The 22381-nt window shown below is 34.4% G+C and carries 24 protein-coding genes; 18 read left to right on the top strand and 6 right to left on the bottom strand.

All coding sequences use genetic code 11. The annotated features are described in order from the left end of the window. Positions 1 to 45 precede the first annotated feature (45 nt). From SUDEN_RS07860 to gdhA, 6 genes are all read left to right on the top strand, one after another. Positions 46 to 1542 carry an FAD-dependent oxidoreductase gene (locus SUDEN_RS07860; protein WP_011373135.1) on the top strand — a complete coding sequence of 499 codons (1497 nt, stop codon included), beginning with the start codon at positions 46 to 48 and terminating at the stop codon, positions 1540 to 1542. Between the two features lie 8 nt (positions 1543 to 1550). Next, positions 1551 to 1691 (top strand): hypothetical protein, encoded by a 141-nt coding sequence (locus SUDEN_RS11335; protein WP_158301044.1) that lies wholly within the window; start codon positions 1551 to 1553, stop codon positions 1689 to 1691. An 86-nt stretch (positions 1692 to 1777) separates the two neighbouring features. Further along, positions 1778 to 3382: an ABC-F family ATP-binding cassette domain-containing protein gene (locus tag SUDEN_RS07865; protein ID WP_011373136.1), complete on the top strand. Its 1605-nt coding sequence runs from the start codon at positions 1778 to 1780 to the stop codon at positions 3380 to 3382. A gap of 50 nt (positions 3383 to 3432) precedes the next feature. Then, the gene (locus tag SUDEN_RS07870; RefSeq protein ID WP_011373137.1) at positions 3433 to 4272 is read left to right on the top strand and encodes a DUF5718 family protein; all 840 of its coding nucleotides are present in this window, start codon (positions 3433 to 3435) and stop codon (positions 4270 to 4272) included. Next, positions 4269 to 4607, top strand: coding sequence for a translation initiation factor (locus SUDEN_RS07875; RefSeq protein ID WP_011373138.1), 339 nt, complete (start codon positions 4269 to 4271; stop codon positions 4605 to 4607). Before SUDEN_RS07870 ends, SUDEN_RS07875 begins: the two co-directional genes overlap by 4 nt. A gap of 120 nt (positions 4608 to 4727) precedes the next feature. Further along, a complete protein-coding gene (gene gdhA / locus SUDEN_RS07880; RefSeq protein WP_011373139.1) occupies positions 4728 to 6080 on the top strand; it encodes an NADP-specific glutamate dehydrogenase in 1353 nt (450 codons plus the stop codon). A 3-nt stretch (positions 6081 to 6083) separates the two neighbouring features. Here the strand turns inward: gdhA and SUDEN_RS07885 are convergent, their stop codons facing one another. After that, positions 6084 to 7334, bottom strand: coding sequence for a GGDEF domain-containing protein (locus SUDEN_RS07885; protein WP_011373140.1), 1251 nt, complete (start codon positions 7332 to 7334; stop codon positions 6084 to 6086). A 120-nt stretch (positions 7335 to 7454) separates the two neighbouring features. Here SUDEN_RS07885 and SUDEN_RS07890 point away from each other — a divergent pair, with 120 nt between their 5' ends. The 12 genes from SUDEN_RS07890 to SUDEN_RS07945 all read left to right on the top strand — a co-directional run bounded on the left by SUDEN_RS07890 (position 7455) and on the right by SUDEN_RS07945 (position 17609). After that, a complete protein-coding gene (locus tag SUDEN_RS07890; protein ID WP_011373141.1) occupies positions 7455 to 8120 on the top strand; it encodes a Crp/Fnr family transcriptional regulator in 666 nt (221 codons plus the stop codon). Continuing rightward, positions 8121 to 9128 (top strand): type IV pili methyl-accepting chemotaxis transducer N-terminal domain-containing protein, encoded by a 1008-nt coding sequence (locus SUDEN_RS07895; RefSeq protein ID WP_011373142.1) that lies wholly within the window; start codon positions 8121 to 8123, stop codon positions 9126 to 9128. 232 nt (positions 9129 to 9360) lie between these two features. Further along, positions 9361 to 12183 carry a nitrate reductase catalytic subunit NapA gene (napA, locus tag SUDEN_RS07900; RefSeq protein ID WP_011373143.1) on the top strand — a complete coding sequence of 941 codons (2823 nt, stop codon included), beginning with the start codon at positions 9361 to 9363 and terminating at the stop codon, positions 12181 to 12183. Positions 12184 to 12202: 19 nt separating this feature from the next. Beyond that, entirely contained in the window at positions 12203 to 13027 is an 825-nt protein-coding gene (gene napG, locus SUDEN_RS07905) for a ferredoxin-type protein NapG (RefSeq protein ID WP_011373144.1), read from the top strand. Beyond that, positions 13024 to 13851 (top strand): quinol dehydrogenase ferredoxin subunit NapH, encoded by an 828-nt coding sequence (gene napH, locus SUDEN_RS07910; RefSeq protein ID WP_011373145.1) that lies wholly within the window; start codon positions 13024 to 13026, stop codon positions 13849 to 13851. Before napG ends, napH begins: the two co-directional genes overlap by 4 nt. 10 nt (positions 13852 to 13861) lie before the next feature. Continuing rightward, positions 13862 to 14563 carry a nitrate reductase cytochrome c-type subunit gene (locus SUDEN_RS07915; protein ID WP_238374800.1) on the top strand — a complete coding sequence of 234 codons (702 nt, stop codon included), beginning with the start codon at positions 13862 to 13864 and terminating at the stop codon, positions 14561 to 14563. Further along, on the top strand, positions 14563 to 15045 hold the full coding sequence (locus SUDEN_RS07920; protein WP_011373147.1) for a ferredoxin-type protein NapF: 483 nt from the start codon (positions 14563 to 14565) through the stop codon (positions 15043 to 15045). Before SUDEN_RS07915 ends, SUDEN_RS07920 begins: the two co-directional genes overlap by 1 nt. Continuing rightward, positions 15045 to 15995, top strand: a complete 951-nt coding sequence (locus tag SUDEN_RS07925) for a hypothetical protein (protein WP_011373148.1) — start codon at positions 15045 to 15047, stop codon at positions 15993 to 15995. The genes SUDEN_RS07920 and SUDEN_RS07925 overlap by 1 nt, the downstream gene beginning before the upstream one ends. A gap of 19 nt (positions 15996 to 16014) precedes the next feature. Next, a complete protein-coding gene (locus SUDEN_RS07930) occupies positions 16015 to 16458 on the top strand; it encodes a PAS domain-containing protein (protein ID WP_011373149.1) in 444 nt (147 codons plus the stop codon). A gap of 30 nt (positions 16459 to 16488) precedes the next feature. Then, on the top strand, positions 16489 to 16878 hold the full coding sequence (locus SUDEN_RS07935; RefSeq protein WP_011373150.1) for a chaperone NapD: 390 nt from the start codon (positions 16489 to 16491) through the stop codon (positions 16876 to 16878). Positions 16879 to 16881: 3 nt separating this feature from the next. Further along, a complete protein-coding gene (locus SUDEN_RS07940; protein ID WP_011373151.1) occupies positions 16882 to 17175 on the top strand; it encodes a hypothetical protein in 294 nt (97 codons plus the stop codon). Between the two features lie 5 nt (positions 17176 to 17180). Further along, entirely contained in the window at positions 17181 to 17609 is a 429-nt protein-coding gene (locus SUDEN_RS07945; protein WP_011373152.1) for a hypothetical protein, read from the top strand. Between the two features lie 46 nt (positions 17610 to 17655). Here the strand turns inward: SUDEN_RS07945 and SUDEN_RS07950 are convergent, their stop codons facing one another. The 5 genes from SUDEN_RS07950 to SUDEN_RS07970 are packed head-to-tail and all read right to left on the bottom strand — an operon-like array spanning position 17656 to position 22372. Next, complete coding sequence (locus tag SUDEN_RS07950; RefSeq protein WP_011373153.1) at positions 17656 to 18948, bottom strand: aminopeptidase P N-terminal domain-containing protein; 1293 nt, start codon at positions 18946 to 18948, stop codon at positions 17656 to 17658. Further along, positions 18945 to 19541, bottom strand: a complete 597-nt coding sequence (locus SUDEN_RS07955; protein WP_011373154.1) for an ABC-type transport auxiliary lipoprotein family protein — start codon at positions 19539 to 19541, stop codon at positions 18945 to 18947. Before SUDEN_RS07955 ends, SUDEN_RS07950 begins: the two co-directional genes overlap by 4 nt. Position 19542: 1 nt before the next feature. Beyond that, positions 19543 to 20505 (bottom strand): MlaD family protein, encoded by a 963-nt coding sequence (locus SUDEN_RS07960; RefSeq protein ID WP_238374801.1) that lies wholly within the window; start codon positions 20503 to 20505, stop codon positions 19543 to 19545. Between the two features lie 5 nt (positions 20506 to 20510). After that, positions 20511 to 21251: an ABC transporter ATP-binding protein gene (locus SUDEN_RS07965; RefSeq protein ID WP_011373156.1), complete on the bottom strand. Its 741-nt coding sequence runs from the start codon at positions 21249 to 21251 to the stop codon at positions 20511 to 20513. Beyond that, on the bottom strand, positions 21251 to 22372 hold the full coding sequence (locus SUDEN_RS07970; protein ID WP_011373157.1) for an MlaE family lipid ABC transporter permease subunit: 1122 nt from the start codon (positions 22370 to 22372) through the stop codon (positions 21251 to 21253). Before SUDEN_RS07970 ends, SUDEN_RS07965 begins: the two co-directional genes overlap by 1 nt. Positions 22373 to 22381 lie beyond the last annotated feature (9 nt).

Raw genomic sequence — 22381 nt, forward strand, 5'->3', positions numbered from 1 at the left:
CTAATTTGATACAATACGCCCATATAAAACAGGTATGGGATATCAATGGCTACTAAAAACTTTGAAGTTGTGATTATTGGTGCTGGTATTTCAGGCACCGCTTTAGCTTATGAACTCTCTAGATATACAGATATTAATTCTATTGGAATTATAGAAAAATATAGTGATATTGCTACATTAAACTCTTGTGGAACAAGCAACTCTCAAACTATACATGTAGGCGATATTGAAACAAACTATACTCTTCAAAAGGCTGCTATAACTAAACGTACTGCGAAAATGGTTGAGAAGTATTGTCTGCAACACCAATATCAAAACAAGATAATCTTCTCTCATCAAAAAATGGCACTTGGCGTTGGTAAGAAAGAGGTGGAATTTTTACTTCATAGATATGAGGAGTTTTCTGAGCTTTTTCCATATCTTGAAGTGTGGGACAAAGAGCGATTAAAAGAGCTTGAGCCTCGCGTTGTATTTGATGTAGATGGAAATGAGCGTAAAGAGGAGATAGTTGGCATAGGAACGAGGGATCAATGGACAACAGTTGATTATCAAAAGCTCTCACACTCGTTTTTACAAAATGCGAAAAAAGAGCCAGATACAAATATTGAGCTTTTTTTAAACACAAGAGTTGATGAGATTAAAAAGAGTAAAAAAAGAGGTTATGTTGTAAAGAGCGAAAAAGGCACTTTTTATGCTGATTTTGTGGTTACTGATGCTGGAGCGCACTCTCTTTATTTAGCGCATAAAATGGGATTTGGTTTAAATCTTGGATGCTTACCAGTGGCTGGAAGCTTTTACATGACAAATGAGAAGATGCTAAATGGCAAGGTCTATATGATCCAAAATCCAAAACTCCCCTTTGCTGCTCTTCATGGAGACCCTGATATCTTAGCTAATGGATACACACGTTTTGGTCCAACTGCGCTTATGCTTCCAAAGTTAGAGCGATACAAAAAAGGGACATTTTTAGATTTTTGGAAGACTCTTAGGCTTGATAAAAATATAGCAATTGCTCTTTACAAACTCTTAAGAGAGCGTGATATTCGCAACTATATATTTAAAAATTTTCTCTTTGAGATTCCATTTATCAATAAATATCTATTTTTAAGAGACGCTAGAAAAATTGTTCCATCTCTTAGAGTAAGTGAGTTTAAATATGCTAAAGGTTTTGGTGGAGTTCGTCCTCAAGTACTAGATAAAGAGCAACAAAAACTTCTACTAGGAGAAGCTTCAATATGTACAGGAGAGGGACTGATTTTTAACATGACGCCTTCTCCAGGGGCAACGTCATGTCTTGGTAATGCAGAGAGGGATTTAAAGTATATTGTAAAATATTTAGGCAAAAATTTTAATGAAAAAAAATTCAACGATGAACTTACAGATGGCGATTACTGCGTACTTAGCGCACCAATAGAGTCACAAAAAGCAGTAGTAAATCTAATAAGAGCAGAGATAAAAAGAACTGAAGAGAAGTATCTCAAAGAGTTACATGTAGGCAAGCCTGATGAGAGTTTTTGGGATAGACCACATAGTAAAATATAGGAAAAATTATGAAAAATTTATTTTTAATGGGTGTTTTAAGTTTGCTTCTACTTGGATGCAGTACAAAAGAGTTTAATTCTGGAGTCAAGAGCATAACTAGCGATATAACAAACGCTTTTGAGGGTTCAAAAGACAAATCTGCTCAATAGTAATAATTGGCTTTTAAACAACGATTAGCTATAATCGCAAAAAAACAGTGAGCAGGGTAAAATCTCTGCCTAAACAAGAGAAAACAATGGTAACAGTACAAAATTTAATAATGCGTTATGGAAATAGAGTTCTATTTCAAGATATAAACCTTAAACTTGACCGTCACAAAAGATATGGACTTATCGGCGCAAATGGTGCAGGAAAAACAACTTTTTTAAAGATACTTTGTGGTCAAATTAAAGAGTATGAGGGTGAGGTAATAATTCCAAAGGCGAATAAAGTTGGTGTTTTAGGACAAAATCAGTACGCTTATGAAGATTTTACTATAGCAGATGCAGTTCTTTATGGAAACAAAAGACTCTATGATGCAATCAAAGAGAAAGAGATAATTTACGCAACAGGTGACTTTGAAGATGACGCAGTAAATGAGCGTCTTGCAGAGCTTGAGACAATCTGTGTTGAAGAAGACCCTACTTATGAGTATGATGTAAATATTGCAAAAATCCTAGAAAATGTAGGTATCCCTGCAAGTCAGCACAACGACCTTATGAGTTCACTTGATAGTGCTGATAAATTTAAAGTTCTTTTAGCTCAAGTTCTTTATCCTAAACCTGACGTACTTTTCCTTGATGAGCCTACGAACAACCTTGATATTCAAACTATTAGCTGGTTAGAAGATGAGCTTCAGCGCCATGAAGGAACAATGGTTGTAATCTCACACGATAGACACTTCTTAAATGCAGTTGTTACAAATATACTCGATGTAGATTATCAAAAAATTCGTGAATTTACTGGTACTTATGATGATTGGTATATCGCTGCAAATGTTATAGCAAAACAACAAGAGCTTGGAAATGCAAAAAAAGAGAAAGAGAAAGAGGAGCTTGAGGCTTTCGTTCGTCGCTTTAGCGCAAATGCTTCAAAAGCAAAACAGGCAACTTCAAGACAGAAAAAACTTGACAAGCTTGTAATTGATGACATAAAGCCATCTTCAAGAAGAGACCCAAGTATTGTGTTCAAAGCAAAAAGAGTTATGGGCGATGAAGCGCTACATGTAAAAGACATCAATCACTCTTATGGCGATAATGAAGTTTTAAAAAATATAACTCTGAAGTTTGAACCAGATGAAAAAGTCGCACTTATTGGACCAAACGGTGTTGGTAAAACCACTCTTTTAAAAATAATAATGGAAGAGATGAAACCAGCAAGTGGAACAATCCATTGGGGAGCTACTATTGAGAGTAGTTATTTTCCTCAAGATACAGCTGATATAATCAAAGGCGATGGCACTCTTTATGATTGGTTAAGAGGCTTTGACCCAAAACGTGATATCTCAGAGATTAGAAACTGTTTAGGAAGAATGCTTTTCTCGGGCGAACAGCAAGAAAAATCAGTTATAAGCATCTCAGGTGGTGAAAAACATAGAATGATGCTTAGTAAAATGATGCTTGAGGGCGGAAACTTTTTGGTTTTAGATGAGCCATCAAACCACCTTGACTTAGAGGCAATCATTGCACTTGGAGAAGCACTTTTTAACTTTAAAGGCAATGTTATTTGTGTTTCACATGACCGTGAACTTTTAGATGCTTTTGCAAATCGCATTATTGAGCTAAGAGAAGATGGAAGCTATGTTGACTTCAAGGGAAGTTATGAAGAGTTTGCAGAGGCAAAAGAGAAAGGTCTAATCTAATAATTTAAGCTTTTTCTAACTTAAACCACCGCCTAAAAAAGGAGATTTAAATGCAAAAATATAGAGATTTTTTAGGGCTGGGAATCGCTGGAAACTTTGCTCTTCACTTAGCTCAAGCTGGGGAGCTTGAAGATTTTAAAAATATCATTACAACCGATGAAGCAGCCCCTAAGGGGATGTTTCCTTTTTATCTTCCATCTTTTGTAAATAACGCAAAATATATTTTATCCACCTACCCTCTCTCAAGTACTACAATAAAACTGCCATCTCAACATGTAAACATTCAAGCTGAGCCTGAAGTGGCACTTATTTGCGACTTGGAGTATGAGAATAACAGAGTCTCAAAAATTACACCAACTCACTTTGGCGCTTACAACGACTGCTCTATTAGAGTAGCAGGAGCCGCTAAAATAAGTGATAAGAAAAACTGGGGTGCAGACTCTAAGGGCATAAGTGAAAATCTAATCAACATAGACTCTTTTACAAATGGTAGCATAATGGACAATTACTCAATTTGCTCTTTTTTAAAAAGAGATGATGAGTTACATGCTTATGGAGAAAATGTGGAGCTGTTGGGTTATAGCTACTTTTATGAAAAATTACTTGATTGGATGCTAAAGCAGATAAACACTCAAGAAGATTTTGGACCACTAGAGCCTTTGAGCCAATATATTTTAGAGTGCCAAAATCCAAATAAAGCCATAATTAGCATAGGGGCTACTAGATATACCCCTTATGGCGAGAGCACTTTTTTAAAAGAGAGTGATGAACTTTTTGTGATTCTTTACAATCACACAATTTTATCTTTAGAAAAAATCATAGAGAGCATCAAAAATAACACTCTTGAGGCTTTACAAATAAGCCTCTTAAGACAAAAAGTAGTGAGATGAATAGAGGGAAGAAACTAGACCTATTTATTGGTGCAGAGATAGAAGATGGCTGGGCGGAGCTTAAAGATGCTAGAAAATCAGAAATATCAAATGAGCCTTTAGCCCCATCAAAACATTTTTTACTCTTTAAAAAAGAGAAAAGAAGAGGAAAAACTGTTACTTTAGTTGGAGAGTTTCACTTGAGTATTGATGAGCAAGAGAGAGTCTTAAAAAATCTAAAGAAAAAGCTCGGATGCGGCGGTACATGTAGGGATGGATGGATGGAATTTCAAGGCGAACTAAAAGATAAACTAAAAATATTGCTTGAAGAAGAGAACTTTAGATTTAAAAAATAGTTACAACTGCCTAAAATTTAATCAGTTTTTTAAAATATTTCTATAACTTTTAAGATATTATTTGGTTTTAAGCTTTACAACGGAGCAATGTCTCCACCAATTTTAAACCAAAGGAAAATCATGCCATACGTTAATGAGGTATTCGAATACCTAAAAAGAACAAGTCCATCACAAACAGAATTTTACCAAGCTGCTCAAGAGGTTTTAGAGTCTCTTAGACCTTTAATGATTAAATATCCAAAATATAGACAACATAAAATTATAGAAAGAATTGTTGAACCAGAGAGACAGATACTTTTTCGTGTAAACTGGTTAGATGATAATGGGGTTATTCAAGTAAACAAGGGGTTTAGAATAGAGTTCAACTCAGCCCTTGGACCATATAAAGGCGGTTTGAGATTTCACCCAAGCGTAAATGCTGGTGTTATCAAGTTTTTAGGGTTTGAGCAAATTTTCAAAAATTCTTTAACTGGTCTTCAAATCGGCGGTGGAAAAGGTGGAAGTGACTTTAATCCAAAGGGCAAATCTGACAATGAAATAATGAGATTTTGTCAAGCATTTATGAGCGAACTATTTAGACATATCGGCGCAAATACAGACGTTCCAGCTGGAGATATCGGTGTTGGTGGGCGAGAAATCGGGTATATGTTTGGTATGTACAAAAAGCTTGCTAACAAATATGAGGGCGTACTAACAGGAAAATCACTTAAATGGGGTGGTTCACTTGTAAGAACTGAAGCTACTGGCTATGGTGCTGTTTACTTTGCTAAATACATGTTAGAAGATAGAGGCGAAACTTTAGAAGGTAAGAGATGTGTAGTTTCTGGAAGCGGAAACGTATCTATATACACTATTGAAAAACTCTACCAACTAGGCGCAATTCCTGTTACATGTAGTGACTCAAACGGAATGATTTATGATGAAGCTGGTATTGATTTAGAGCTTTTAAAAGATTTAAAAGAGGTAAAACGCGTAAGACTAAGCGAATATGTAAAATATGTTCCTACTGCAAAATATACACCAATAGAAGGGTATCCTGAGGGAACAAATGGTGTTTACGCTATACCTTGTTTTGCAGCATTTCCAAGTGCGACACAAAATGAACTAAATTTAGCTGATGCAAAAAACCTTCTAGCAAATGGTTGTGTCTGTATCAGTGAGGGTGCTAATATGCCTTCAACTCCCGATGCTGTAGATCTTTTTGTGGAATCAAAAATCTGCTATGGCCCAGGAAAAGCTGCAAATGCTGGTGGTGTTGCAACCAGCCAACTTGAGATGGCACAAAATGCTTCTATGGTAAACTGGACATTTGAAGAAGTTGATGCAAAATTAGCTCAAATTATGAAAAATATCTATGTAAGTGCAAGTACAACAGCAGCTGAATTTGGCGAACCTACAAACTTAGTTTTAGGTGCAAATATCGCAGGATTTAGAAAAGTAGCAGATGCTATGATTGAGCAAGGGTTAGTTTAATTCTTAAGCAATCTCTTCTAACTTGAGTGGTGTTGCCACACTTACATGTGTGGTAACGCTATATCTATTTCTCCCGCCCTCTTTTGCACTATATAGCATCTCATCAGCTTTATTTATTAGAACCTCTTCATCCAAAGCGCTATCGGCTACACAACATGCTACACCTATTGAAATTGTCAAAAATGTATCTATTTTAGATGCTTCATGCTCTATCTTAAGCTCTTTGACTGCGTTGCAAATATTTTGGGCGGTTGTTATTGTGTTTACCTCTGAAGTGTCTGTAAGTAAAATTCCAAACTCCTCACCACCTAATCTAAAGACAAAATCACCAGGACGTTTTAAGAGTTCTTTAAAAACAGAAGCTACACTCTTTAGTGCAACATCTCCTTTTACGTGTCCATAAGTATCATTGTATTGTTTAAAATAGTCAATATCAAGCATCATAAAAGTAATATAGGTATAGTTTCTTTTTGCTCTTTTTATCTCTCTCTCATAAACCATATTAAAATATCTTCTGTTATGCAAAGATGTTAATGAATCTGTATATGAAGCGCTCTCAAGCCTTTTGTTTGCGATTTTAAGTTTTTTACTAGCTATCTCAAGAGCATTTTGATCACTTTGAATACTTTTGAGCACATAGTATGAGATGACCATAACACCAAAAATAATAATCAATAAAAAAGTTCCTATTTTATACAAAGAGGAGTCATAAATGAGTAAAAAGTTTTTTCGCTCATACTTTGCTAAATCTATCTCATAATTAATAAGTTTTTTTATTACTTTATGTACATCTGTTACTCTTTTTTCTATCTTATCAAAGGGTAAATTTTTTATATCATCTGCACTATCTAATGCCGTATATATATTTAAGAAAAAGTCATTTGTATTTTTAATCTCACCTGAGACGTACTCTACATAAGCAATCTCTTCGTCTCTTTTAAAGTGAGATTTATAACTTTTCCATTCGTTCTCAATTCTCTCTACTGAGAGTTTAATCTCTGAGCGAATTTCATCTAAAGGTATTTTCATCTCTTTTGCTTTGTATGCTGTGCCTAGGTTATCATGATATGTTTGAAGGATTATATTTAGCTCATTTACTGGCACAAATGAGCCAAAATAGAGTGCATCAAATTTTTTTTTCATTGAGTTTATATTTATTGCACCCATTATTCCAATGAGCAGCAAAGATATAGAGAGAATGATAAATATAGAAAAAAGTTTACTTCTTAATTTTAGTGTATCAATAAAATTCATTTAACTCCCTATAAACATCATTTAACTAAAGCAAACGCTATACCAATTAGCTATTATTTGTCTAAAATAAAACTCTTTTATGTTAAAATTCAAAATCTATGAAACAAGAGCAAAATAAATATGAATGAAAAGTTAAATTACATCAAAGAGCTGTCGTTTTTTAACTCTCTTGATGATGAAAAATTAAAAATCATCGACTCTATTTCAAAAATAACCACCTACGCAAAAAACTCTATACTTTACTATGAAAATGATACTAACAATAAAATATTTTTTTTAGTTTCAGGTCTTATAAAAGTATATAAGATTGATAAATTTGGAAATGAGATCTTTCTTTACTATATCTATAAAGATTCTCTAATCTCAGAACTTACAACACTTAGCAGCGATATGATTTACTGCTTTTCAAATGCCGAACCTGTAGAGGAAAGTATTATTTTAGAGGTCGATTTTTCAGAGTTCAAAAAAGAGTTTTTATCAAAAAACATACTAAATAATGAGTTTATAAATGAAATTTTGACAAAAACTCATCAGCTTCACTGCGTTGTAAACAGAGAACTTGTTTTTGATGCCACCGCTAAAGTGGCATTTACTCTCTGTAATGACTTAAAAATGTTTAACTCTCTAAAACGACATGAAATCTCTTTTATGCTTCATATTCAACCTGAGACTCTATCAAGAGTTTTAAACAAGCTTAAAAGAAACTCTATCATTGACATTGAAAATTCAAATGTTATAATCCTAAATAAAGAGATGTTAAAGAGCGCATATAAAGGTAATATGTAAATGATAAAATCAAATAAAATTAGTACAAAAATAAAGTTCATCGGTGCGCTTCTTATATTTCTAATTGCTTCTGTTATCGGAACAACCATATATCTAAACCATCAAAATATCAAAGATGCTCTTGTAATAAATATTGCTGGAAAACAGAGGATGTTAACACAAAAAATTTCAAAAAATATCTTTTATATTCATTATCAATCTTCACATGATTTTAGTGAACTAGATGATGCTTGTAATGAGTTTGTAGATGGATTAAATACTTTAAAATTTGGGAATTTTGACAAGCAAATCTCTCCTTTTCATACATATGAAATCTCTATACAAATTTCAGAAGTTGATAAATTATGGGGTCAGTTTTATAAAAATGTACAGAGTTTTAAACTTTTAAAAAATGCGCAAATCAAGGATGAGAACAGTATAAATAGTATCGTTGCATCTATTTATAAAGAGAATAGTGTGCTTCTAAAAAATGTTGATAAATTAGTTACGCTATATACAAATCATAGTGAAGAGAAAACCAATTTTATTAAAAACTTTCAATACACATCGGCGTTTATTCTCTTTGTACTATTTTTATACTCTCTTGCTCAACTAAAATCTATCGAATCACATGTAGATTCATTTATGCAGTACTCTAAAATGTTAGTTGGAAATGAAGATATATCTAGTCTCTCACCTATAAAACTAGAAGCGGAGAGCGAAGTTGAGATTAAAGAGGTAAGTGACACCATAAACTGTTTCATAAGCAAGATAAACTCAGCAGTTGAGTACTCTAATGAAGCACTTCTTCAATCTCAAAAAGCTTCATCAAAACTAGAAGAGCTCACAGATGAATTTGATACTATTTTAGCAGAAATCAAGGGTAATTCATCCGCTTCAACACATCTAAATAATAGCGAGGATATGGTTATAGAATCTACTGAAGTGCTAATTAGTTCAACAAAAAAATTGACAAACCTTAAAGCAGAGCTCGATAAGCTTATCAAAAGTTGCCAAGAATTAAAGTAATCTTAAAAAAAGTCATTTCTATCTCTTATCTTCATTCTTACTGTTACTTATATTTACACTATTATAAATATTAAACAAATCTTAATTAAAAAAACTACTTCTATGACTAAAGTCAAAGATTTTATCATCCTAAAATGCTACTATTTATTATGTTAATGGGCACCTTAACAAAAAAGTAAGGTTTATTAACTTACAAAATTCGTGTTTCTAAAATCATTTAAGAGGAGAAAATATGTCACTTTCGAGAAGAGAATTTCTTAAAAGTTCAGCGGCAGCATCTGCAGCAGCAGCGATTGGTATGAGTGTACCAGCAGAGCTAGAGGCAGCAGCGGCTACGGCTGAGGGCGACTGGAGATGGGACAAGGCAGCTTGTCGTTTCTGCGGTACAGGTTGTGGAATTATGATGGCAACAAAAAACGGTAAAATTGTTGCTGTTAAGGGGGATCCAGCGGCTCCAGTAAATCGTGGTCTTAACTGTATTAAGGGTTACTTTAATGCTAAGATTATGTATGGTGCAGATAGATTAACTCAGCCATTACTTAGGGTTGATGCGAATGGAAAATTTGATAAGCAGGGTAAATTTGCTCCAGTATCTTGGAAGAGAGCTTTTGATGAGATGGAAATCAATATCAAAAAAGCACTCAAGCATGGCGGTCCAGAATCAGTTGGTATTTTTGCTTCAGGGCAATATACAATTATGGAGGGCTATGCAGCTCAAAAGATGATGAAGGGTGGATTCCGCTCAAACGCATTTGATCCAAATGCTCGTCACTGTATGGCATCTGCGGTTGTTGGTTTTTATCAAACATTTGGTGTTGATGAACCTTCTGGCTGTTACGACGATATTGAATTAACAGATACTATTGTATCTTGGGGTTCAAACATGGCTGAGATGCACCCGATTTTATGGTCTCGTGTAACTGATAGAAAATTATCAGACCCAGATCGTGTAAAGGTCGTATCTATCCAAACTTATACACACAGAACTTCAGATATTGCAGATATTGAGATTATATTCTCTCCAAATACTGACCTTGCACTTTGGAACTATATCGCTAGAGAGATAGTTTATAGAGATGCGGCTGAGGGAATTATTGACTGGGATTTCATAAAAAAACATACTATCTTTACAGCTGGACCAGTAAATATTGGTTATGGTATGAGAAGAGCTGGTGAAAAATCTCTAACAGATGGTAAATATACTCCGCTTGAGATGGAGATTATCTCTAAAGAGATGAAAACTACTGTTTCTAAAAAAGAGGGTCCTGCGCTAGAACCATATGGTTATAAAGCTGGTGACACAATGGAGCATACTGCTGGAACTTTAGGACACTGGGAAATCTCATTTGAAGATTATAAAAAATCTCTTGAGCCATATACACTAGAATATACTGCAGCAATTGTAAAGGGTGACCCTGATGAAAATATGGAGCTTTTCCAAAACAAACTTCAAGCATTAGCAAATCTTTATATTGAAAAAAATAGAAAAGTTGTATCTTTCTGGACAATGGGTATGAATCAACATACACGTGGTACTTGGGTAAATACACTTTCATATAATGTTCACTTTATGCTAAACAAACAAGCTGTTCCAGGTTCTGGAGCGTTCTCTTTAACAGGACAACCATCAGCTTGTGGTACTGCTCGTGAAGTTGGTACATTTACACACAGACTTCCAGCTGATATGATGGTTGCAAATCCTGCGCACAGAAAAATCGCTGAGAACAAGTGGATGGTTCCTGAGGGAACAATAAATCCTGTTGGAACTCAAGATATCATGAGAATCCACCGCGATATTGAAGATGGTCTAATCAAATTTGCATGGGTAAATGTTTGTAATCCTTACCATGACACTGCAAGTGCTAGTCACTGGATTAAAGCAGCTCGTGAGATGGACAACTTTATTGTTACTTCTGATGGATACCCAGGTATCTCTGCAAAAGTTTCAGACCTTATCTTGCCTTCTGCTATGATTTATGAGAAGTGGGGAGCTTATGGAAATGCTGAGCGTCGTACACAACATTGGAGACAACAAGTTCTTCCAGTTGGTGATGCGATGAGTGATACATGGCAGTGGATTGAGCTTTCAAAAAGATTTACAGTAAAAGAAGTATGGGGCGAATGGGCACCATCTGGCTCTAGAAAAGAAGCTCTTCCTAGCGTTATAGAAAAAGCTAAAGCTATGGGGTATAACGAAAATACAACTATGTTTGAAATTCTTTTTGCTAATGATATTGCAAAATCTTACAAACTTGATCAAAATGATCCAATTCAAAAAGGTTATGATAATACAGAAGGTTACGGAGACAGCAGAAAAGTTGTTGGAAGTGATGGAAAAGTATTTGAAGGTTATGGCTTCTTTATTCAAAAATATCTTTTTGAAGAGTATGCTGCATTTACACGTGGACACGGGCATGACCTTGCACCATTTGACATGTACCATAAAGTTCGTGGTCTTAAGTGGCCAGTTGTTGATGGTAAAGAGACTCAGTGGAGATTTAACGCTAAGTACGATCCTTATGCTGCAAAAGCTACAAAAGAGAGTGGTAACTCACATGCATTCTACGGAACTATTGCAAAAGCTCTAAAGAGCGGAGATTTAAAAGGTATGGATAAAAATACTGAACAAAAATCATTAGCTAACAAAGCTAAAATCTTTGCTCGTCCATACATGGATCCACCAGAAATGCCAGATGACAACTACGATGTTTGGTTATGTACAGGTCGTGTACTAGAACACTGGCACTCAGGAACAATGACTATGCGTGTACCTGAACTATATCGTGCAGTTCCAGAAGCTCTATGTTATATGAATCCAAAAGATGCTGAAGCTAAAGACCTTAAACAAGGTGCTCTATGCTGGATTGAATCTCGCCGTGGTAAAGTTAAAGCTAGGGTAGAGACTCGTGGTAGAAACAGACCTCCAAGAGGATTGGTCTTTGTTCCATGGTTTGATGAAAAAGTATTTATCAACAAAGTTTGTCTTGATGCAACATGTCCAATGTCAAAACAGACAGACTTTAAAAAATGTGCTGTAAAAATCTATAAAGCGTAACCAATAAATTAAAGGAGAGATGGCTATTTTGACTAAAAGCCATCTAAAGAAGATGAATAACAAAATGCAAAGTGATAGAAGAAAATTTATTCTTAGAATGGCTAGAGGAGCTGGTATTGCTGCTTTAGGTGGATTTGTATGGAGTGCGTATGTTGATGAAGTAACAGCATCACAGCTCTTGCTTCGTCCACCTGGTGCCATAAAAGAGGAAGATTTTTTAAAAACATGTATAAAGTGTGGGCTTTGTGTTGAAGCTTGTCCTTATAATACTCTATTGCTTGCAAAACCAGGTGATCATAAACCTCTAGGGACTCCATATTTTATTCCTAGAGATGTTCCTTGTTATATGTGCCCAGATATTCCTTGTGTTCCTGTATGTCCTACAGGTGCACTTGATGAAGCTAGTGTTACAACTAATGGCAAACTAGACATAAATATATCAGAGATGGGACTTGCAGTAATTGACAGAGAGACATGTATTGCTTTTTGGGGAATTCAGTGTGATGCATGTTATAGAGCATGTCCAATTTTGGGTCATGCTATAAGTGTTGAATACAACAAAAACGAAAGAACTGGAAAACATGCATACTTAACACCTGTTGTTCATGCTGATGCATGTACTGGCTGTGGACTTTGTGAAAAAGCTTGTGTAACTGAGAAAGCTTCTATTTTTGTACTTCCAAAAGAGGTTGCAATGGGTAAAGCTGGAAACTATTACATCAAAGGCTGGGATAAAAACGATGAGAAACGTTTAGAAGATGCTACTGAGATAAAAACAAAAACAGAAATAAGCAAAGAGAGTGCGATTGACTCTTTAAATGATACGGGAGGTTTATACAAATGAGTATGCTTTGGAATAAATACCGTTATCTATTTTTTAGAAGAACAACTCAAATATCTCTACTGTTTTTATATTTTGGTGCAAATGCTTGGGGTTGGACTCTTCTAATGGGGAATCTTAGCTCATCGTCGCTGCTTAAAACAGTTCCTCTAAGCGATCCATACGCTGTGCTACAGATGATTGCAGCAGGTGCTATTATAGCTACTGACTTGGTAATAGGAGCTCTTATTATAACTATTTTCTATCTTATAGTTGGAGGTCGTGCTTTTTGTAGTTGGGTTTGCCCAATTAACTTAGTAACCGACGCAGCCGCACTTTTAAGAAGACAAATTGGTGTTGATAGTTTTGCAAAAAAACAGCCCGCAACGCGTAATATGCGCTATTGGGTTTTAGCTCTTAGTTTAATTATATCATTTGCTATGGGTGTAGCAGCATTTGAGTTTATATCACCAATATCTATGCTTCACAGAGGCATTATATTTGGTATTGGTTTTGGATGGGCAGCAGTGCTCATTATTTTTCTTTTTGACCTTTTAGTTTTAAAAAATGGTTGGTGTGGGCATATATGTCCGCTTGGTGGATTTTATTCACTTGTTGGTAAATTTAGTTTGATTAGAGTACATCACACACAAGAAAACTGCACGCTTTGTATGAAATGTAAAGTTGTTTGTCCAGAGGGGCAAGTTCTTTACATGATAGGCAAAGAGACTATTCCTGTTCTTTCAGGAGAGTGTACAAACTGTGCTAGATGTATAGAAGTTTGTGATGATGATGCTCTTAATTTTTCAATCAGAAAACTAGTAAAAAATAATAAATCGGGAGAGTAAAATGAAAGCAATGGGTAAAATAACGATTGGTTTAGTTACTGCTGCACTACTAATGGTTGGTTGTGTAAGTGAGAGCGCTAAATCTACTCCACAAAAAGCTGTGGATAAAACTGTAACTGAAGAGTCTTTGGGCTTAAGAAAAACTGACTTATATACCGAAGATGCTACGGTTGCTTCTAAAACTGAGTATAGATCAGCTCAAGCTACTACAAGTACGAAGATAAAAAGAGCATTTCAAGATGCTCCACCTATGATTCCTCACGATACAGTTGGAATGCTTCCAATAAAATCGGAAGATAATAGATGTGTAACATGTCACATGCCTGAAATCGCTGGAGCAATGGGTGCTACTCCAATTCCTGTTTCACACTTTACAGATTTTAGACCAAGAGCTAAACTTGTAAATAATGAGGTAGTTATTGCAACTGATACGTATAAGAATGAGACACAAATTGTTAAAAAAAGTGATTTACAAAATGCTAGATTTAACTGTAATCAGTGTCATGCTCCACAATCTCAAGGAAATTTACTTGTAGAGAACACTTTTGAACCAGTATATACTTCAAAAGATGGTGCAAATAAATCAAGTTGGGATGAGAGTAAATATACTAAATCATTAGATACAGTTATTGGTGGTCCAAGTTTTGTAACAGAGGGTGACTTAGCAAATAAAAATTCTAAAGCTGGCAGCCTAGAAGGTTCAGCTCATTAATGCAAAGAAGAGAGCTATTTAGCTCTCTTGCTTCTTCACTAAAGGGTGAAAAAAAGCAAGAGAAGCAGTTAAGACCGCCTTATTTTGGTGATGAATCTCTTTTTCATAATGAGTGTAACAGATGTGATGGAGTATGCGCCACTGTTTGTGAAGAAGATATAATTAAAATAGCAGATGACAAAACTCCGTATATACTATTTTCTTATAATGGTTGTACCTACTGCGACAAGTGTACTGATGTTTGTGAGTTTGGCGTTTTAAAATTAGAAGATAAAAAATACTTAAACGCTATAATTACCATAAACAGAGACAAATGTTTAAGTTGGAGTCATACCATGTGTTTTTCATGTAAAGATCCCTGTTTAGACAATGCCATAGATTTTAAGGCTATGTTTATGCCAGAGATAAACAATAAATGTACATCATGTGGGTTTTGTATAAGCAGATGCCCTACTGATGCGATTGATATAAAGGTGCTCTAATGAGACTATTTCTAATTTTAACGCTTCTACTCTCTTCACTTTTCTCAGCTGCTATGAAAGAGCCTCTAGCGCACTTTAGCGCAAGCGGTTCTGTTGTAGATTTAGTATATAAAGATGGTAAGCTTTACTGCGCAACAGCTGCAAGTGCTGTAGATATATTTGATTTTGAAACAAAAAAACTACTCAACAAAATAGAAGTTGCGCAGATTTTAGATTTTATGGGTGACACAATAGATTCAAAAGTCTATTCAGTTGATGTTATAGAGGACAAAGTACTTATACTTTCACAAGATAAAAAAGGTTTTAGAAGAGTTCATATTCATCAAAACGGTGTTACAAAACCTTTATTTGATTACTCAAAATCACTCACTGTTGCAAAAGCTAAATTTTTAGATGCTAACACCATACTCTTAGGACTTCTAAGTAATGAGTTAATCTCTTATAATATAGCAAAAAACTCACAAAATTGGTCTGTGCAAGTTTCAGGTGCAAAATTTTCAGATTTTGTTTTAAATGAAGAAAAGAGTGAAGTTGTAGTTGCAGATGAGAGTGGAAATTTAAAAATACATGGTACAAAAGATGGAAAGTTTTTAAAACTTTTAGCTGATCAAAATCTAGATAATGTTTTTCAAGTGGATTATAAAAAAGGTGTTATAGCAACTGCTGGGCAAGATAGACGAATGGTTGTTTATGTTCCAAAATTTGATTCAGCATACTATACGGAATCAAAATTCTTAATTTATAGCGTGGGTCTCTCGCCAAGTGGAAAGATTGTCGGATATGCTTCTGATGAAAACAATAATGTTACTCTTTTAAATACCATAACAAAAGCAAATCTTGGGAAATTTACAGGGAGTAAAATGACTCTCTCCAAGATACTATTTATCAATGAAAATGATTTTTTAGTTGCAAGTGATGATAAAGTCATTAATCAATATAGTATAAAATAATCAATAAAGGAGAGATGCCATGGAGTATAATGAGAGTGAGTTTTTAATAGAAACCAAGGTTCCAAGTGATGAAGTTATTATCTCTAGAACTGATTTAAAGGGCAATATTACCTACGCTAATGAACTTTTTTGTGAAATAAGTGGTTACACACTTGAAGAACTTCTTACAAAATCTCACAATGTTGTAAGGCATCCTGATATGCCACATAGTATTTATAAAGATTTGTGGCAGACGCTCAAAGATGAAAAACAGTGGGTAGGAGTAGTAAAAAATCTTCGTAAAGATAGAGGATTTTACTGGGTAAAAGCCATAGTTTCTGGAGTTTATAAAGATGGAGAACTAGTTGAGTACAAATCACTAAGAGCTCCAATAAGTTATGGTGAAAAACTTCAACATCAAAAACTATATGATAAAATACGCAAAGAAAATGGCGAAAAATCAAGAAGAGTAGTTTACGAATAAGATTTATAGTTTAATTAAAAAGGAAAAAAGATGAATATATCAAGTATAGTAGTAAAAACCGCTCCAAAATATATAGATGAAGTAGTTCAAAGTCTAAAAGATTGTGAAGCATGTGATTATCATATGCATGATGGATTGGGCAGAATCATTATTACGATTGAGGGTGAGGGAGTGTCTGAAGAGCTTGAGAAGCTTAGAATCATTGAAGCGATTCCACATGTAGTAACAGCTGATATGCAGATGGCTTATAGTGAAGACGAACTAGATGCCCACATGGAAGTTATTAAAGGTGGGAATGCTGTGCCTAAAATGTTAAATGATGATAGTATGGATATTAACAAGATTATGTATAACGGTGATTTAAAGAAAAAAGATGATTTAGCTACTTTTACTAAAAAATTTGATGAGACACAGAGGTAAATTTTGTCTGCAATATTTGAATCAACTATAAAAATGGCGCAAGACAGCAGGGCAGATTGGTATATTGAACTAAGAGATACTCTTGAAGATACAACTGAAATATGTGCAGATTTGCAAGAGTACTCAAAAAAAATAGAAGAGCTAGGAGCTCTTTATGGTGGAAATATTGAAGTAAAATGGAGCAAAGATATGAATGTGCCACCATTTGTTATGGATACCATAAGATTTGAGATGTCACAACTTCAAAGAGAGATTGAAGAAGAGACAGGCGAGAGTCTCATCAAAGATAAGGCTTAATTAATTTGGAAGCAAAAGCTATAAAATCATTAGAGTATCTTGATGTTGATGCCATTGATAAACATTTAGAGAATGTTGAATATATCATCATGGCTGCTCCATCTCCTGAGCGTTTCATCCAAACTCCAATTCACTTTACTATATTTTTAAACACTACACAGAACTTTTCACAAGAGATTCAAGAGGCGATTTTTGGAAAATTTTTAATTGAAAACGGTATAAAAAATCCTCAAGAAATCATGAGTCAACTTATGCCCGTTGGTTTTTCAACTGGTGTGCATGAAACCCATATGCCACTTCTTTTAATTAAGCATGAAGATGTAAACTCAATCCCGCATAAAACTATGTTTGTGATGGATTTTTTAGCAGATTCTGAGAACTTTAGTGAGACTAAAGAGAAGAGTTTAACTGGGTGGAGCTACAGCTACAACTAATCTGTTTAAAACAGAGTAAATAAAGTCATGTTCGGATTAGAACCACTCAATGTGCTTTATTGGTATTGCAAATAGCTTCTATCTCATCTATGCTCTTAGCGATATTAGAAGATAGATTTTCATATCCACTCTCTGTTACTAAGATATCATCTTCTATCCTGATACCAATCCCTCTGTATCTCTTTGGAACACCTTTATCATCTTTATCAATATATAGTCCTGGCTCAATTGTTAAAACCATTCCCTCTCTTAGAGCTATCTCTTTATTGTTTTTATCTCTATATGGCGCTGGGTCATGTACATCTATGCCCATCCAGTGCCCTATTCCATGTGGGTAATACTTCTTATGCTTTTTCTCTTTTATAGCTTTTTTTAGACTGCCTTTTAAAATTTTAAGCTTTATCAAGCCCTCGCATAAGAGCCTCTCTGCACTCTCTTGAAGTTTGCTTCTCATTACATGTGGTTTTATCATGCTAATAACTTTTAATTGAGTATCCAAAACCAAGTTATAGAGCTCACTTTGAGGCTCACTAAACTTCGCATCTACTGGAATGGTTCTTGTGATATCACTTGCATAGTAGTTATGCTCACACCCAGCATCAATCAAAATAAGCTCGCCACTAACAAGAGGTTTGTCATTTTGTATATAGTGAAGAGTATTTGCGCTGTTTCCACATGCAACTATCGAGGTATATGCATCGCTATAAGCTGCATTACTCTTAAACTCATGCTCTATTTCAGATTGAAGATGATACTCGCTCTTACCCTCTTTGTTCATGTGCATGACTCTATGATGCGCTTTTGCTGTAATTGCGATTGATTCACGTATTAGCTCTATCTCAGAGGCAGATTTTATAAGCCTCATTTTTTGTACATGTGGAATTATGTCTAGTTTTTTTTCAAAAAGTTTTGTATGTTTTAAAATCTTTTTTATATCACTTTTTTTTGAATTTATCTCAAAATAGATATTTTTTTTACCTTTTATTGAGGCTTTAAAAATCTTTTTAAACTCATCTATCTCATACACTTCATCTACCAAAAATATTTTTTTTGCCTCTTTAACACCTAACCTTTTTCCATTCCATAACTCTAAGGACTTATCTTTTTTTTGGACAAAAAGAGCTGTTTTTACTCCCTTTTTTGTTTTAATAAACATAAGCGCAGAATTATCCTCTTTAAAGCCACACAGGTAGTAGAAGTTACTATCTTGTCTATATGGATGATGTGTATCATGAGAACGAACAGCCTCTTTTGCACTGAAGATAACTGCGATAGAGTCGTTTAAAAAACTCTTTGCTAGAGTGTCTCTTCTTTTTTTATATTCACTCTCTTTTATCACTTGCAAGCCCCCTCAAGCCACTCTATATTTTTTGAAATTATCTCATCAAGAGCTATACTTAGAGCTTCTGCTCCACCTGAGGCATCTGCTGTTTTGGCATCAACTTTTGAAGTAAATTTATTTGTAGAGAGAGTGTTGTTTGTTTTTGCATCAACTAAAGATAGGTTAACTACTATATTTACATGTGAGCTACTCATATTTTTTGTATAAAACTGCATAAACTCCTCAATATCTATCTCTAAAATATATTCGCTCTTAACTCTTGATTTAAAAGAGTGAACACTCTTAAATATGTCAGAGTCTCTTATGCTTTTAAATAGTTCTGAGGTTATAGAGCTATTTGGCGACTCTTGCCACTGTGACTGTGAATATGAAAATATCTTGTTATCTGATTCTGTATAGTCCATATCCAAAGAGAGCAAAGAGGGAGTGCTAAATGCTTGAGAGATTTTTAACGATTTATCTCTACAACCGCTGGCGCTGCTCTTTATCTGAGTATCTTTAGTGATAACTCTAAACTCACTTACATGTGGTTTTATAGTTGTGCATCCGACAAATAAAAAAATCGTTATTAGTGCAAAAAAAATCTTCATATTACTTCTCCCCTGGTCCTTTTTTAATCTGTTCTTGCATAAAGAGTACATCAGCTGGACTTCTATCATGGTCTCTTAGAGTCTCTTCCATTTTAATTATAAGGTTTTGCATCTCTATGAGTGTATTGTTTAAAGTTGGTAAAATATCATTTGTAATCTCTTTAATATTAAAATCTCCACTCTTCACTGCACTTTTAAATGCGTCCATAGACTCTTTAATTCCTAAATAACTATTTGAAATTGAACCAAATGAACTCGATATTTTGTCTTCCCAAACTATGCTGCTATCTATAAATTTTGCAATTCGTGGAAGCATTTCATCGAGTTTTTCAGAAGCACTATTTAGATTTTTCATAGTTTCTTGAAAGTTCTCAATTGTCTCATCATCTAAGGTTTTGTTTAATTTTGAGATAAAAATATTGCTATTTCTCAAAAGAAGAGTTATCTCTTTTTGATTTTCATCTCTTAATGCGCCACTAAGACGTTGAAGCGTATCTGATAAATTTAGAGTAATATCGCCAAGCGTATTTTCAAGTTTTATCAAAAGAGATGGAATAGTTTTTATAACAGGGTACGCTTCTGCATCCTCTTTTTTTAAAAGTGGTGCGCTATCATCCCCATAACTTAGGTTTATATAACTTAACCCTGTTATCCCTTGTGATGTAAGCTGCGCCATTGTTGAGGATTTTATTGGTGTTGATTTTAGTACACTGACTAAAACTACTACCTCTTCAGAGTTATTTGGATTTATGCTAAGACTTGTTACTTTACCAACACTTATCCCTCTAAATTTTACAGGAGCATCAAGATTTAAACCCAAAACAGACTCTTCAAAATATATTGCGTATGTCTTCATTTCAATATCTTGGGATGGTTTAAGTAGCCAATACCCAAATCCAAGCATTAAAAATATCCCCACAATCATTAAAAAACCAATTAAACTATAATTTGCTCTATTATTCACAGCCCCTACCTCTTAATACCATTAAAAAAAGTCTCAATAAAGTCATTTTTAACGCTAAATATATTATCTAAATTACCCTCATAGACCACTTTTTTATTATCGATTATGGCAACATAATCAAGTGTATCATAGATTGAGCGTAAATCGTGCGACACCATTACAATACTAAGCCCTAACAAATCCCTTAATTTAACTATCAAAGAGTCAAACTCTCTAGCTGATATTGGATCAAGTCCACTTGTTGGTTCATCTAAAAAAAGAAGTTTGGGGTCCATGGCAAGCGCACGTGCAAGACCTGCTTTTTTTTTCATACCACCACTTATTTGTGATGGGAAAAGGTACGCATCCTCAGCTTTTAATCCGACTATATTTATCTTAAAAGAGACAATTTCATCAATCATAGCTTCTGAGAGATCGCTATACTCTACAAGTGGAAGGGCTATGTTATCACGCAGATTTAGAGATGAAAAAAGTGCTCCATATTGGAACAAAACACCCCAACTGCGTCTAAGCTCCATTGCATCTTTGTACCTGATTTTTTTTAAATTATGTCCAAGAACTTCAATCTCTCCTCCATGAAACTCTTGAAGCATTACCATCTCTCTAAGTATAGTTGTTTTACCGCATCCACTTGGACCCAATATGCCATATATACTTCCCTCTGGCACACTAAGATTTACACTCTCATGAACTACTTTTTCGCCAAATGCAGTTCTTACATTTCGTAGTTTAATTATGCTATTCATTATATCCCCAAGTTTGTAAAAGCTATTGAGAAAATAGCATCACATATAATTACCGCGAAGATTGACTCAACTACACTCTTTGTTGTGTTTAACCCTATGCTTTGCGTATCATCTTTAACAAGCAAACCTTGATAGATTGCAATAGTTGCAATTAAAAATGCAAAGAAAGGTCCTTTGCTTATACCTACTATAAAATGCTTTATATTTATAACCTCATTAAATCTATCCAAAAACATATCAACGGTTATATTTAAATCAAGATTTGCAACAATCATTCCACCAATTATCGCCATGATATCTGAGACAAATATAAGAAGTGGCATCGTTATCATAAGGGCTATTATTTTTGGAACAACCAAAAATCTATATGGATCAAATCCCATTGTCTGCATTGCATCAAGCTCTTGAGTTATCTTCATCGCACCAATTTGTGCCGTAAAAGCAGAACCACTTCGCCCAGCTATTACTATAGCAGTTATCAACGGAGAGAGTTCTCTGAGTATTGAGAGTCCTAACATGTCAACTATAAATATATTTGCACCATAAAGTTTTAATTGATACGCAGATTGGTAAGCCACAACCACACCAATCAAGAAACTAGTAAGAGAGATGATTCCTAATGCTTTTATGGCACACTCATTCATCTCAAAAGCTATCTCTTTGTGGCGAATATTTTTAAAAGAGATAAGATAGCGGAGTTTATGACTAAATAGTTCGCCCATAAATGCCATAAAAGAGAGTATTCCTAGATAGGCTTTATAGCTTTTTTCACCTATTTTCTCAACTCTGTTTCTCTTCTTTTTTTTTGCTATTTTCTTGAGTGTTATTTTTTGAACTCTAATTAATTCCAACATGTCAAGAACATCTCTATTGTGACATGTAATATCTACTTTTAACTCTTTGAGCTCAAGCTCTTTTTGTAAGTTATTTAAAAAAATAGAGCCTGCGCTATCCAAAAACGATAGTTCAAGAAGATCGATAACTACAGCATTTTCTTTTGAAAAAGCTATCTTATCTATCTCTTTTTTATATTTCATAAGATTGTAAAGAGTAAGCTCCCCTTTAAATTTTAAAGAGAGCTTATTATCACTATAAATAGTTTTAAAAGAGGAGTAGTTCATGCAGAGAGT

Origin of the sequence: Sulfurimonas denitrificans DSM 1251, assembly GCF_000012965.1 — a bacterium.
Taxonomy (GTDB): Bacteria; Campylobacterota; Campylobacteria; order Campylobacterales; family Sulfurimonadaceae; genus Sulfurimonas; species Sulfurimonas denitrificans.